Source organism: Pantoea sp. X-Soil-OKNW-556 (assembly GCF_059730695.1).
On record NZ_AP035992.1, the window covers coordinates 119,239 to 133,993 of the forward strand.

Here is a 14,755-nt window from a genome sequence, read left to right on the forward strand (position 1 = left end):
CGCGCCACCCACTCTTCACATCACCGGTGACCAGAGGTCATAGTTGAGTGCGAAGCTATTGCCCTCGCGTACCACCTTACCGGTAGTTGGCAAGTTAAAATGCATTCCGCTAACGGCAAGGTTGTCACTGGCGGCGCGATCCAGCAGTTGGCTGCGAACCTGCGCGGCAGCAGCGGGATCGCTGTCAAACGCGATGGTGACCTCAGGTTGTGTTACCTGGATATGCGGGAAATGCACAATATCACCCCAAATCAACAATGATGCTTTCTCATCGCCGAGCAGATAGCCGCTGTGTCCTGGTGTATGCCCAAACAGCGGTACGGTCTGAATGCCCGGTAAAATCGCTTCCTCGCGGAAAGGCACCAACTGTTGGTCGTAAGCGCTAAACGCATTACGCGCCAGCTCAAAATAGGGACGAAACCCATCCGGGGCGCTGGCCGCAATGGTTTCATCACGCCAGAACGCTAACTCCTTTTCATGCACAAACAGCTGCTGCACATTCCGAAATAGCGGCGTCTGCAAAGGCGCCGCGAGCCCGCCAATATGATCAGGATGTGCATGGGTCAGCAAAATGGTGTCAATCTGGAGTGGGTCGATCCCTGCTGCCGCCAGCGCCACCGGCAATCTGCCGCCCCAGCCTTTAATTCCGCCAGCACCGCTGTCGATCAGGATGGTACGCTGCGCGGTCTGAACCACATACACGTTGATGTTGATGCGCGGGGCGATCGGTGCACCGCGTCGCTGGAGTAACGCCTCGGCTTTTGAGCCATCAATGCCTGATAGCAACTCAAAGGAAACATCGAGATAGCCATCACTCAGCATGGTGACGAGCATATCGCCGACTTGTTTACGATTAATTGCCGGTGCCTGCCAGTTCGGTTGCATATTCATTCGGTACTCCCTGATTTCAGTGTTTTTCAGATAGTCACAACAATCTTGCCCACCTGGCCGTTCGCTTCCATATAGCGATGGGCTTCTGCAATCTCATCGAGACTGAAGGTTTTATCGATCAACGGTTGTAGCTTGCCGCTACGTAACCCCTCAAGCACGAAGGATTTTGCACGCGCCAGTCTTTCTGCATCAGTCGTGATTTCAAACAATTCATAGCCGCGCAGCGTGAGGTGTTTACCGAGAATATCAAATACCGGGACAACCATATCGCGACTGTCGAGTGCCCCATACTGGAAAAACATCCCCTGGGGTGCCATCACCTGAGTCAGTTTTGCCACATCCGGGCCACCGACAGGATCGAAAACGATGTGCGCCCCCTGTCCTGCGGTGGCCTGCTGGAGTTCCGCTACCATATCCTGCTCGGCGGTAGCGATCACCGCCGCCGCACCTGCCTTTAGCAACATCTCTCGTTTATCGCTGGTACGGGTCAGGGCGATCGGTTTCGCTCCGAGCATGTTGCAAATCTGGATTGCTGCCAGCCCGACGCTGCTGGATGCCGCACGAATAATGACGTTCTGGCCCGCCTGCACATTACCGAATTCCACCAGCGCACCATAGGCCGTGACATACATCATCCAACTGGCTGCTGCGGTGGCAAAAGTGAGATTCTCCGGGTGTTTTACCAGGGCGTGAACCGGGGCATTGACGACCTCGCCATACATACCATATTCGTTGAACATGAAAGAAGGTATGACGCTGACCGCATCACCTGGGTGAAATTCCGTGACGTTGTCACCAGTAGTCGTAACCACACCTGCGGCTTCATAGCCAAGGCGGGCCGGGAACACCGGATCAATAACGTACTGACCGTTGCGATACATGATCTCGGCGCGGTTCAGCCCAATCGCATGAACACGAATTTGCACCTCATCAGCAGTGGGAGCGGGGACCTGCTCATTAACGATTTCCAGCACCTCCGGTCCCCCGGTGCGGTTAAACCTGACAACTTTAGACATTTTCAGACCTCGTATTTAAGTGGCGTAGCCAATTACTCTACGGGGTGACTGACGTGGCAAAAATGGTTGTTCGGGAACTTCAGTGTTATTGGTTTGGTAACAATCCGCGTTGTTGGGTGAACAGTTCACTGAACCAGTCGATAAAGACGCGCACTTTGGGGGCAAGATGGCGTTTGTCCGGGTACATAATCGACACCGGTTTAGCAACGGAAGGATAATGCGGCAGTACGACCTTTAACGCCCCTGATGCGATATGCGGAGCCAGCGCGATACAACTGGCCTGGATGACTCCCAACCCCGCCAGCGCGCACGACAGCAAAATATCCGAGTTGTCTACCAACAGGTTGCTGGTGGGGCGATACGCGACTTCTTCACCCTCAACGATAAATCTCCACGCCATGACTTCGCGGCTATTTTCGCTGAAGAAATTCACCGCCTGATGTTGTGCCAGATCATCAAGCGTGTGCGGATCGCCGTGCTGTTGCAGGTAAGCCGGTGCGGCACAGGTCACCATCTTGATCTCACCCAGTCGTCTGGCGATAAAACTGGAATCCTGTAGTTCGCCAAGGCGAATCACACAATCGACGCCTTCGGCGATCAAGTCACTCCTTTTGTCTGACGATCCCAGTACCACCTCAATCTCAGGGTAGCGGCTGATGAAGTTCGGCAGATGGGGGATGAGCAGCGTGTGGGCCAGCGCGAGCGGGACATCCAGCCGGAGTCGACCATGAGGTGGTTGAGTGGCAGAGAAACTGGACATCATATCGTCCACATCGGTCAGCAGCAGCCTGGCGCGCTGATAGAACGCATCACCTTCGTCGGTGACGTTGAGTTTACGGGTGGTACGATGTAACAGCTTTACCCCTAGTTCAGCTTCCAACTGCTGAATCGCTTTACTCACCGCAGGCCGGTGTAATTGCAGGACATCGGCCGCTTTGGTGAAGCTGCCCAGCTCCACAACCTGGGTAAAGATCTGGATAAATTCGATCATATTGGCACGCATGATTTAGCCTGGTCCTTGTGCGCTCAGCATTTGTCGCAATCTGGTGTTCACTTTGCCTCACTTCACGTTTTTGTCAGCCAGGCGTTGGGTAAATTCTGGGTGAACCAGAATCTCTGATAAGGGTATGTAAAATGAAAAAAGTAACATTTAGCGCCCGTCCAAATCCAGCAGGGGTAACTAAAGCGATCCTTTCCGTGATGGCGGCAGAAGGTTGGGAATTACTCGATGCGCAACATGCAGCTGAACCAGGTGAGATTGGTCAGTTAGATGATGTGACGGCTGAAAGGCTGAGAAAAGCCATTGAGGATGCGGCGGGGGATAAAGTGAGAATCGAGGAAGAGTAAACTGATGCGGCTTTCTGTTATTCAGCGAAAGTCGCATCAACCTTCAAGGAGAACGAAACAATGGCAACCGTCACATGGGACATCACGTCCAATAAATTTCCTGTAGTGGTGATAAAAAAAGTGCGAGAAATTCTCGGCTGGGATATGGCAGTCACTAAGCATGCTGTAGATAGTGGCAAAATTGAGAACATTGACGAGGCGAAAGCGCACCAAATTGCCGATGTGCTTAAAGAAGAAGGGATAACAGATATAAAAATCTCTGATTGATCTCCGTCTCCTCTCCCTGACGACAGGTCAGGGAGAGGGCTGATCACTACGGCTTCACGCGATATTGCACGGTATAATCCGCATTGGCCGGTACCCACAGCATATTGCGGTAATAGCTGGCAGGGAAGCTCAGTTCATCACCATGCAACCTTTCACCGGCAGCAATCGGCAGATTCAACAGGTTAGCCTGCTGATTGATAAACCGCGCCAGATCGGCCGGCCATAAATACTGGCTGCCCCGTGTGACTTTAAACACCGGCAGTGGACGTTTGCTCCCATCCGGTTGCGTTACCGTCACGTCAATTTCGGTTCCGGGTGCCAAATCACGCTCTGCCGTAATACCGGGTTGTGCTGCATTCAGTTTCCACGCAGAGACGATCTCCGGCTGGGGTGTGACCTGTTGCTCCAGGTTAAAGCCTTCGTCTTTATAGCGGTTAAAAACCCAAATCTTATTACGATATACACTTGCCAGTGGGCGAATCACGCCATTCTCATCTTTTTCGCCAATGCGTAACAAATCGCTGTTTTTATTCACATGTTCCGCAAGGGCTAATGGCCAGTGATATTGATTCAGCATGGTGGTATTGGCGTTATCAATCGTGATTTCTCCTGTCTCACGAGGAGGGCAGTGATCACAGGCTTTTCCGGTTCCCCAGCCAAATGTGGTTGTTGACCCAGGTAAAGTGTATCCAGAGAGTGTTTTACCGGTGTCAGAATAATCCATCATAGAGGAGAGATCGTAATGGAATACTTTTCCTTCGACCCCAATAGATAATACGCGGTCTTGTACGGAAATATCAGCGTCTTCCAGCCGGTTATAATCATGGTGAAAGGAAAACAGTACATGGTTTAGCGCCCCGTTGGGCGGCAACAAAAATACGCGTAGCTCATTTGCCAAAAATGGTTGGTCCAGCACGTATGCCCAGCTGCTGGCCGCATCAAAGAGGATTTTTTTAATACCCGCATCCAGGCGAATCTGTTTAATCGTCTTACCTTCAGATTTAGTCACCCAATTCAGGGTGCCATTCTCATCCCAGGCATAGAAAATATCCCGTCCGGGTGGCAGGGCCAGGTCCTGAGCCGCACTCATCTCTTTCACCCATGCCAGCTCAAATGGCGAAGTACTGTTAAAAAGATTTAGTTTGAATAGTTTGTTCTTCGCCACACCAAAGACAGTTTTACCGTCATCCGAGGTGAGCGTAAGCGTTTTTTGCAAGGTTCCATCTGCCAGCGCAGGCGGCAATACAGCCTCACTGATAATGGTACCGCTGGTTAAGTCCACCACGTAGAAATGCGTGTCGCTTTGCAGATAGAGTTGGCGCTCATCACTGCTGATCACCTGAGCCAGCACGATACTGTCAAAGCGGATTTCATGCCAGTTCTTGCTGCTGCCATCAAGGGACGTTTGCGTCAGCCAGGAACGGTTACCATCCTTTCTGATGCCATATACCGCGTTATTTTTTTCAGAAACGCGTAAAGGCGTGGTAAATCCGCATTGGGTGATAGATTTATTCTGGCATTCGGTTCTTAACAATAACTCCGGTTGTTCACCTTGTGGAGAAAGTCGATAAATTTCCAGATCTTCATAAGTACCATCTGGAGCTGAAATCGAAGGTTGCTTGCCGTATTGATTCGCCAGGTACATATTGTTATCGAAACCTAACGTGGATGAACGGGACTGGATATGATGGCGATATCCTTCTGCGCTTGCCAGCGTTACTTTCTCTACCGGATTGTGACGCGAAGTTTTATACAGGCGATCACTGACCTCATTAAGGATGTAATTTGTTCCTTGTGGCGTGACAAAAATTCTGGAGATTCGGTCCTTGTCAGAAGTGAATATCTCCCATTTGTCTTTATAATGCGGTGGTTCAGCGGTGACGAAAGCCCATGCGTTTGAACCAAGGGTGAGGGAAGAAAGCAATAAAGTGTTGTAAAGCAAACTTGTTGGTGTGTGGAAAATCCTGGTTTTCATAATAAATAACATCCATTATTTATAGTTTATGCGAGGAAATATTTGTTTCAGCTGAAAAGTCGAACGGCGGAATCAAATAAGGGTTACGGTTTTATGCTATATTGCAGCGTATAACTCTCATTAGCTGGAACCCACAACATATTGCGATAATGGCTGGAGGGAAATGTCAACTCATCGCCACTCAGCCTTTCACCTGCGGCGATGGGCAGATCAAGTTGACTCGCCTGGCGATTGATAAATCGGGCGAGATCGGCGGGCCAGAAGTATTTGCTACTGCGCGAAACTGTAAACTCAGGCAGCGGGCGTTTGCTGCCGTTGGGCAGGGTCACGCTAAGTTCAATTTTGCTGCCGGGGGCCAGATTACGCTCCGCCGTGATACCGGGCTGTAGAGGATTCAGTTTCCATGAGGAGACTATTTCAGGTTGTGGTGTAACCTTGTTAGCCAGAATATATCGGTATTGCTTATAGAAATCTAATATCCATATTTTGTTGCGATACTCGCTCGCCATTGGTCGAATAATACCGTCCTCGTCCATTTCCCCAATGCGAATGAGATCACTATTTTTATTGACATTTTCTGCCAGGATCAATGGCCAGTGGTATTGATTCAGCAAGGTCGTATTGGCGTTATCAATAGTCACGGTGCCTGTTTCTTGTGGACACCACTGGCTACAATCTTCGCCGATCTCCCAACTAAACCTGGTGGTGGTGCCAGGTAAAGCATACCCTGCCAGATTGTTACCCCCGTCTGTATAATCCATCACACCACTTAAATCGAAATAATAGACTTTGCTTTCGACAGCGATGGATAAAATATTATTTTTTAAATTAATGTCTGAATCCATCAATGAGGCATAATCTGCACTGAATCTGAATACAGCATCGTGAATTGCCCCACTGGGTGATAACAGTGAAACGGTCAGTTGGGCACCAGGCAGTTTACGATACATCACATACGCCCAACCGCTCACAGGATCGAATTGCATTTTCCTGATTGTGTCACTCATGTCGCGTTTTTTTAAGGTATTCCCTTCTGTTTTGGTTACCCAGCGTAATTCACCTTTTGTATCCCAGGCATAAATTACATCCCGCTTTGGCGGCAGGGCGATGTCCTGAACTTCGGCTATTTCTTTGACCCACGCCAGTTCAAATGGGGATGTATCATTAAAAAGATTCAGCCTGAATAATTGGTTGCCCGTCGCGCCAAATGCCGTGCTCCCGTTGTCGCTCCTAAGAGAAAGGGGTGTTGCTGGCGGGGTTTCTGCCAGTGAGGGGGGCAATTCACCCTGAGCGGTAATGGTTCCGCTATCCAGATCAACAATATAGAAATGTGAATTGCTTTGCAGATAGAGTTGGTGGTCATCTGTACTGATGATCTGGCCCGTCACGACACTGTCAAATCGGATTTCGGGCCAACTTTTGTTACCGCCATCCAGTGCGGTTTGCGCGAGCCAGGAGTGATTTCCATCCCTTCTGATACTATAAATGGCGCCGTTCTTCTCCGACACCAGCAACGGAACGGTAAATTGGCAATCGCTTAATCCCGGATTCTGACAGTCGGACTGGCGTAATAACTCCAGTTGATCTCCCGCTGGTGTCAGGCGGAAAATCTCCAGCGACTTCATCTGTTCCGGCGCATCCTGAGAATAAGGGGCATAGGTCGAGTTTGGCAGATAGAGTTTATCATCGTAACCCAATGTCGCTTTATCGGCTCTGAGGGTTCTTTTGGATCCCGTCTCATCAGGAACCGTTATCTCTTGCACTGGTGAATTGCGTGAGACTTTATAAATAACTTTACTGTAATGATTGAGAATATAATCAACCCCGGTACGGGTGCTAAATTGGCGGGAAATTCGTTCATGATCAGATGTGGTAATTTCCCACTTCTCTTTATAAGGAAGCAGATTGCCTTCTATTACCGCTTGAGCTTCACCAAAACAGGTAAGTGAGGCTAACGCTAAGGTGCTGTAGATAAAGCCGGAAGAGAGTGGTGAGCGAAGCATCCTGGATTTCATATTGAATCCCTTTTTAAAAGGTAGATATGTGAGGCGCTGATGTTGTCGTGGAGATAAATATGATCTTTTTTTCGGAAAGGATTTTACCTCTGAGCGTTGCGTGTCAGCTTGATATTAGAGTGATTTATCGCTGAAATCAGCTTTATCAGAGTAGCGCTGCACGTTATCACGACTGTGCAAAACAGCGCGATAAATCGCGCTGTGACAGCAAAGCCCGGGGGAATTAAGGCGACTCTCCAAACAGTTGTATATACTTTTCACGGGATAAATTTCTTCTGACGGTTTCCAGATGCTGCCGTAAGAGATCCATGTCCATATTCGCCAACCATACTCTGGGCTTACACGCTAATTCATCAGCGACCATATGATGGAGCGTTTCTACCAGGAATGTTGTAAGACCATATTCCGCCAGCCCCTGACTGATGCTGATAAATAACGAGTCACTATTGGCAGGGACGTGACTATTTTGCCTATCCTGGCGGTTCAGTTCCCACCAGGGGGCGGTAAAATTCCCGATATGCATATCCTGGTTTGCTACCAGAGAAATCACCTTGTCATTAGCTGTGGGGGCAGTGTTCGGTTTGCGCAGTTTCATATTATTTTCTACACCGTATCGCCGGTCTGTAATGTCCAACACCACATCATTTGGAAATTCAACGCTGGCAACCAGCATGCGGAGCACCCATTCAACGTGTTGCTTATGAATGCCTCCTGGCTGGCGCAGTGTCCCTTCTGCCAGCAGGATCACATCATTTTCCGAAGGAAACCAGGGTGTTTCATCGATCACCATGTCTGGCTCGAGCTGTGGCAACTCCATCGGATCAGCGCCGACATAGAGTTGGGCGAGGTCGGAGGGGAGTGAGGGCAAATCATTAAGCCAGTCATCCCGGCGCGATGCTGAAGCACGTATGGAGGGTGGCGTCATGCAAATATCCTCGGGATAAGGTGTCACCAATGCGGGTAGCGATGATATGGCAGAGGAGGGCATCTGGAGGTGCTGCATGGGTTCGGGAGCGTGAACAATAATCTGCGGCGATGTCATGTGAATATCCCTGGGGTCAGGTGTTGCCAACGCAGGCGGTGGTGATAGGGCTTCCGGTTGCGGCTGGGCAAATGGTATCAGGAGAGGAGGATCGGTCATCGCCGGCGGTGGGGTAAAACCAACGTAGCCCACAGGGACAAGCGATGGCTGTTCAAAACCTGATGGTTCATACCATTCCTCCATACGGACTGTAACGGGAGCTGCCACGAAAGCAGTTGGTGTAGTGGGCGAGGTTGCGTGGCTTTGCGCAGCAGATAAACGTCTGTTAACCGCAATGGTCGTCGATCTTCTGGAGGTCGTGGCGGTGTTGATGACAGAACTGACAACCGTACTGGCTGATGTAGCGCGTCGCTTTTTGGCGCGTCTTACGACCGCTTTCGTCAACTTCGGCGCGAATTTATTGCCAAACAGCGCAGCAAAATCGTCACGGTCATTTTTGTCTGTGCGCATTGAAGTAACGCGATAACCGGTTACACGGGAAATTTCTGCGGCAGAGAGATCGGGACGGACTAAATGGAGATACAGCGAGTACTGGTAATCATCCCGACCATCGCGTGGGACGTTTTTTTCTGCCTCACGGGCTTCACGGGTCCATTCGAGATAGTCCTGCTCTGAGGAGATTGTCCAGGTGTCCAACTGCGTAATGGTACTTAATTGTTCGAGGGTTATGTCGTAGTCCTGATGACGTATGTGTAAAGCCCAATCCAGTGGATGCCGACCCTCCTGCGGATAAAGTATTTTCAGTGCTTCGGTATCATCGGTAAGCTTTTTAAATTGCCACAGGCCTCTGATGGTGGATAAGCTCACGCGGCTAAGCAGTGAGATATCAGTAAGCGTCAAATCCGGCATAGTTGGATCGAGGTTATAAGTCTGGAACAGGCGGATGGCGAACTCTTTCTCTGTTTCAGGTTTCTCACCATTGGGGCCGTGTTCGCGTCGCCGTTTTTCTTTTTGAAAGGCCTTCACACCCACCTCTGATAACTTCCAGAACAGGGGATGCTGCGCCAACTCTGTCTGAGTTACACCGGTCAGGGCGATCAGGTCGCGCGAGTTAAGGGAACGGTTTTCCCTCTTGTACTTCATCGCCTCTTCCAACGGCGTTATGCACTCGCTCACATCGGTCCTGTTTATAGCCAGAAGCGCTCTATTGCTCAGTATCTTGATAATCCCCCAGTTTTGTAGGGTGCGTTGAGTCCGATCCAGAATTCGGCATTTTTGTTGGTTGGAAAGGTTTAGGTGTCGGGAACGTTTATCAAACTCCAGTGCATACGCACGGGAAGATTCGAACGTGTTCTCAGGAAGCAGTGCATTCTTTATCGCGATCGCTTCAGCAGGGACAGTCGCGAAGCGCCCGGTGTAGCGTAACGTATCGGAAGCATATCCGGTGGTTTTTTGGATGACTCGGTAAGGTAAGCCCAGATCCAGCAAGCGATGCACCCATTGCTCTTCGAGTTCACCGTCTTTTTGTTTCAGCGCCTCCTCAATGCTTTCCTTACGACGAGAGAGTTTAGCCATTTGTGGCGGGGAATCATGGTGTTCGGGGTCTTTGCGTTTGATGGGGGGCGGAGCGATTGACTGCACAGCGAAGGTTGATGTGCCCGGTTCAGCAGCAACTGGCGGGTCTGCATCGGATGTGTCGCCGGTAACCCTGCCAATCAACTCGCCCAGCTTCACTTGCCGAATATATTCTTTGAGTTCCTGCTGGCTGTTGTGTGGCGCCTGCCTTAGCAGCACGGTTGCAAATGCATCTACTGTTGCGTCGGATAGTGCCTGGCCAGACATATTTGCGCCAAGCAAGTTCATGGCATGTTTCAGTAGGTTGTCCTGCAACAGACGAAAATGCGGAAAAGTGGCTTTGGCGATGTTCTCCAGAGTAACGACCATCTGCTCTTCCGCATCTTTCTTTGCCTGCATCTCTGGCGTCAACACAGCTGCCGGACGTCCCGTTCGCCTTATCCGTCTTGTAGGGATTGGCGACCAGGCATTGTTGATTCGATTTTCAATCACATCACGTTGGGTTCGCGTGATATTGGGCATATCATTGCGACGTGTGGGGGCCGTTGTATCCTTAAAAATCTGTTCCAGAAGGGCACCTGTACGGGGGAGAACCAGATGTTGCGTTCTTAGTATTGAGCCAGTCAGCTGAGGAGGTTGCGCAGAGGCAGCTAATGAGTGTGCCAGCGCAAAGTTTTGCGCGGGAGGTTGCACGTTAACGGTGGTGGGTTTAATGGATTGTGTGCCAGCAAAAGATGATGAGAGCGTGGCCTGAGTCATATGAAGGTTTGCGATGTGGAACGTTCCCGGTGTTATTTCTGTCCGATCATCCCGGCGTGCAACTGTATTTGGAGAAGGAAGGCTAACCGTGCCGTTGGCTGGATACATATAAGTCCCTTTATCGTGTTTTTGCTAACAATATTAAGTTAACAACTTAGTATGATGATGGGTTTCGCGGTTTTGCATCTTTATCACATCATGGGCAAAACACGGGGAATTATAGGTCAGTACCCGTCCGTTAAGGTATTGCGGCACCAGGGGAATGATGCGGAAAGAAGGGTGCCTGAGAGCCTGTGCTTTGCAACAACCGGAACGGCGGGGCGAACCCCGCCGCGATTGCTCTTACTTCCTGGATTCGTAAGCCAGTGAGACAGCAACCTCCATAACGCCGGTTCGGAATCGCACCTCACAGAGTTCCTTCCGGACGACCAACAAGACAGCCGTGGCCGTCACAAGGATAAGGGCGGTGATAATGATCACCGTCTGCTGTTTCATTGATACTCCTCCTTGTCTTTCGACAGGTAAGAGGCTACCTTTATGTTGCGAGCATGAAGGAGGCCTCAGGTTGATGGATATTAACCTGGGGCTTTTCTCTTTCTGCCGTCAGCGAAAGCAATGCTTAAGACAGAAAGTCTCAAGCACCCGCCGCGAGTCTACTTATTCCCTGTCACAGCTGCAATTAACAGAATGCGCGAAATTTCGACGATTTTTTACAAGAACTTATATTTTTTATCATTTAAATCAATATGATGAAAAAATATAAAATAATATAATTTATTTTGTCGAGAGAAGTTATTTGTGGGCAATTTCTCTGTATAAACCATCAGAAATGATTGTTACATCACAATTCGGTGATTAACCTCACAATAATGCCGATTTACTCGTTTTTATTCTTTTTTTCTGTCACGCGCTTATATTCATGACTTTGGGGTCATAACCTAACGTTCTTGTTAGCTTTTCTCTCAGGATATATCCTGTATTTTTCCGCTTTTACGGACCGATAGCCTTATGAATGCAACGACGCGCCTCCTGTCTGTGGAACACCTCAATCTGGCAACGGAAGACCAACGTCTGCTGGTGGACGATGTTTCGTTCCATCTCGATCAGCGGGAAATTGTGGCACTGGTAGGGGAGTCAGGCTCCGGTAAGACACTCACCTCGCTGGCATTGATGAATTTGCTACCGCCGGGCGTGCAACAAACCTCGGGTATCATCCGTTTTCAGGGAGAGGAACTGGATGCGAGGCGCACCGCCACATTACGCGGTTGCCGCATCGCGACGGTGTTTCAGGAACCCATGACCAGCATGAACCCTACGCTGCGTATTGGTGAGCAAATTGCCGAAGTACTGGTACGTCATCGGCAATTCAGCTGGAAACAGGCACAGCACGAAGCGGTGGCATTGCTGGATCGCGTCGGTATCGTCAACCCGGCACAGCGCGCGCGCCAGTATATCCACCAACTTTCAGGTGGCATGCGCCAGCGTGTGATGATTGCCAGCGCCATCAGTGGGCAACCGGATGTGTTGATCGCCGATGAGCCGACCACCGCGCTGGATGTCACCATTCAGGTACAAATCCTGTCATTGTTGCAGGAGTTGCAGCAGGAGATGGGGATGGGCATGTTGTTGATCACCCACGATCTCTCGGTGGTGGCGCGTTATGCGCATCGGGTATGCGTGATGCAACAAGGGAAGTTGGTTGAACAGGGGGATGTACTTAGCACCCTCGGGACGCCTGCGCATCCCTATACCCAAAAACTGATCAATGCTTCTTTATCACATCTCCCCCCCACTCCTCCGGTGCGGGAGCGTCAGACACCGTTGCTGACACTGCGCGACATCTGTAAAAGCTATTCAACGCCGGGACGCCTGCCGCTGATGCCGGGCAAGCGCCAGACGGTGCTGCATCCCACCAACCTGGAGATTCAGCCCGGAGAAATTGTTGGTCTGATTGGTGAATCTGGCTCAGGCAAAACCACCCTGGGCAGTGCAGCAATCGGCCTGATCGCCGCCGACAGCGGCGAGGTGTTATTTGAAGGGAAACCGTTGAAAGGTCGCCAGTTGAATAGCCTGCGTCGCCACAGCCAGATTATCTTCCAGGATCCCTACGCCAGTCTGAACCCGAAGATTACCGTGGGAGAACAGATTGCCGAGCCGTTACGTGTCTGGCAGCTACGGCACGGGGCGGCGATCAACGCGCGTGTTAATGAATTGCTGACGCTGGTGGGTTTAAAACCGGAACATGCAGATCGTTTACCCAGCGCCTTTTCGGGTGGACAGCGTCAGCGTATTGCGATTGCCCGTGCGTTGGCGATGGAACCCAAACTGCTGGTGGCGGATGAGGCGGTCGCCGCATTGGATCTGTCGGTGCGTGGGCAAATTCTGTCTTTGTTCAGCGAGTTGCGTGACAAACTTGGCTTGTCTGTGTTGTTTATCAGCCACGATCTCAGCGCGGTTCAGCAATTGTGCGATCGTGTCATTGTGATGTATCACGGCAGGATTGTGGAATCCGGCGCGACCGAGCAGGTGGTAAGGCAGCCTCAGCAGGAGTACACACGCCAGCTTCTGGCCGCCGCGCCGAATGTGCAACAGGCGCTTACGCAACGTGCCCTTTGTCCGTAGCGGCGCGATTTATCGCGCTATTTCGTGCACAAATCCGGAAAAACCTGCGCAATAAATCGCACCGTGACGGGTTTTTATAGATTGCCGGTGACATAGATTTTCCCTTTTTAATACAGGAGATAATGTATGTCACAATCCCATGAGTTTTACCGTTACGCTGCTCCCGGCGAGCGCCAGCTTAAGTACCATCACGGCACCCGGCAGCAGGTGCGTTACCTGCCTGGCGTGGAGCTGCGCAGCGGCGCGCAACAGCGTCTGCGGGTGGTCGTTGTCGGGAATAGCCATATCTATCAGACTGTCAGTGAGAAAATTGTGCATTTTAACCTCGCTGACAGGCTCGCGAGTCTGAGCGGCATAGTGGATGAAGAGGGCATGCTGGTCAGCCGCGAAACCTGGTATCCGTTTGGCGGCACCGCCAGTTGGTTAACCGGTGCGCAGGCTGGCGCGGCGCTTAAATTCCAGCGTTATGCAGGTAAAGAACGCGATGCCACCGGGTTGATTTTTTATAACTGGCGCTATTATGTGCCGTGGGCAATACGCTGGCTGAACAGCGATCCGGCAGGCACTGTGGACGGGTTGAATCTGTTTTGCATGGTGGGAAACAATCCCGTTACGCTGCGAGATCTGGATGGCAGGATGGCTAATGAAGAGCCACTGGATCTAAGGATCAATAAAGCGAAAGACCTTCCTCAGCAGTCTGTACCGGATGGCGTTCACCCGCCCATAGCCGTGCTCAATCTCACCTCTGACAGTTTACATCCACCGCCGCCTGCGCCTGTTGCGGCTTTGGTGACACTTGAGCCACCAAAGCCTGGTCCTTCATGCGATCCTGTGCCCACGCCGACGCAAAAAGCATTCGTAATACGGTGTCCAACCTGTAGCCAGGTTTTTAAATCCCCATACTTATATACAAAACATAAAAATCAGGAAAACAACACGCCCCTGATTTGCAGCCAATGCGGGATACACCTTTACCATGCTCGAGATATGGACAGCCATATGCACATACATAGCGAAGACAAACCCTACATTTGTCAGAACGATGGTTGCAGACGGGCCTATAAGAGAAGTTTTGAACTGGCTGTGCATATAAAAACGCATGATCCTGAAAAGACGTACATTTGCGAACTGTGCAATAAAATATATAAAAATGCAGCAACGTTAGCTTGTCACAGGTCGAGAATTCATAATAATAAAAATCGTTTTCATTGTGACCTTTGTCCGGCTTCATTTACGACAGAATATAAGCTGGCGACGCACAAATTAATTGCTCATCAGGACAGTTCGTTATTGAAATAAGCGCGTT

General features: G+C 50.5%; 11 protein-coding genes. 4 read left to right on the forward strand and 7 right to left on the reverse strand.

All coding sequences use genetic code 11. The annotated features are described in order from the left end of the window. Window positions 1–15 precede the first annotated feature (15 nt). The 3 genes from AC6I8T_RS24210 to AC6I8T_RS24220 form a co-directional block, all read right to left on the reverse strand. Window positions 16–891: an MBL fold metallo-hydrolase gene (locus AC6I8T_RS24210; RefSeq protein WP_497834605.1), complete on the reverse strand. Its 876-nt coding sequence runs from the start codon at window positions 889–891 to the stop codon at window positions 16–18. A 26-nt stretch (window positions 892–917) separates the two neighbouring features. Further along, window positions 918–1,907 carry a zinc-dependent alcohol dehydrogenase family protein gene (locus AC6I8T_RS24215; RefSeq protein WP_497834606.1) on the reverse strand — a complete coding sequence of 330 codons (990 nt, stop codon included), beginning with the start codon at window positions 1,905–1,907 and terminating at the stop codon, window positions 918–920. 85 nt (window positions 1,908–1,992) lie between these two features. Next, the gene (locus tag AC6I8T_RS24220) at window positions 1,993–2,910 is read right to left on the reverse strand and encodes a LysR family transcriptional regulator (protein WP_497834607.1); all 918 of its coding nucleotides are present in this window, start codon (window positions 2,908–2,910) and stop codon (window positions 1,993–1,995) included. A 131-nt stretch (window positions 2,911–3,041) separates the two neighbouring features. On the opposite strand from AC6I8T_RS24220, the gene AC6I8T_RS24225 reads away from it, so the two are divergent. Then, window positions 3,042–3,254 (forward strand): hypothetical protein, encoded by a 213-nt coding sequence (locus tag AC6I8T_RS24225; RefSeq protein ID WP_036627057.1) that lies wholly within the window; start codon window positions 3,042–3,044, stop codon window positions 3,252–3,254. Between the two features lie 60 nt (window positions 3,255–3,314). Then, window positions 3,315–3,521, forward strand: a complete 207-nt coding sequence (locus AC6I8T_RS24230) for a hypothetical protein (protein WP_021185387.1) — start codon at window positions 3,315–3,317, stop codon at window positions 3,519–3,521. A gap of 46 nt (window positions 3,522–3,567) precedes the next feature. On the opposite strand, the gene AC6I8T_RS24235 is transcribed toward AC6I8T_RS24230, so the two are convergent. From AC6I8T_RS24235 to AC6I8T_RS24250, 4 genes are all read right to left on the reverse strand, one after another. Further along, complete coding sequence (locus tag AC6I8T_RS24235; protein ID WP_497834608.1) at window positions 3,568–5,496, reverse strand: hypothetical protein; 1,929 nt, start codon at window positions 5,494–5,496, stop codon at window positions 3,568–3,570. An 83-nt stretch (window positions 5,497–5,579) separates the two neighbouring features. Next, a complete protein-coding gene (locus AC6I8T_RS24240) occupies window positions 5,580–7,511 on the reverse strand; it encodes a hypothetical protein (RefSeq protein ID WP_497834609.1) in 1,932 nt (643 codons plus the stop codon). A 223-nt stretch (window positions 7,512–7,734) separates the two neighbouring features. Continuing rightward, a complete protein-coding gene (locus AC6I8T_RS24245; protein WP_497834610.1) occupies window positions 7,735–10,935 on the reverse strand; it encodes a hypothetical protein in 3,201 nt (1,066 codons plus the stop codon). Window positions 10,936–11,169: 234 nt separating this feature from the next. Further along, window positions 11,170–11,322, reverse strand: a complete 153-nt coding sequence (locus tag AC6I8T_RS24250; protein ID WP_036627069.1) for a Hok/Gef family protein — start codon at window positions 11,320–11,322, stop codon at window positions 11,170–11,172. A 513-nt stretch (window positions 11,323–11,835) separates the two neighbouring features. On the opposite strand from AC6I8T_RS24250, the gene AC6I8T_RS24255 reads away from it, so the two are divergent. Both AC6I8T_RS24255 and AC6I8T_RS24260 read left to right on the forward strand, forming a co-directional pair. Beyond that, entirely contained in the window at window positions 11,836–13,449 is a 1,614-nt protein-coding gene (locus AC6I8T_RS24255) for a dipeptide ABC transporter ATP-binding protein (protein WP_497834611.1), read from the forward strand. A gap of 126 nt (window positions 13,450–13,575) precedes the next feature. Then, window positions 13,576–14,748, forward strand: coding sequence for an RHS repeat-associated core domain-containing protein (locus AC6I8T_RS24260; protein ID WP_497834612.1), 1,173 nt, complete (start codon window positions 13,576–13,578; stop codon window positions 14,746–14,748). The last annotated feature ends 7 nt before the right edge of the window (window positions 14,749–14,755 follow it).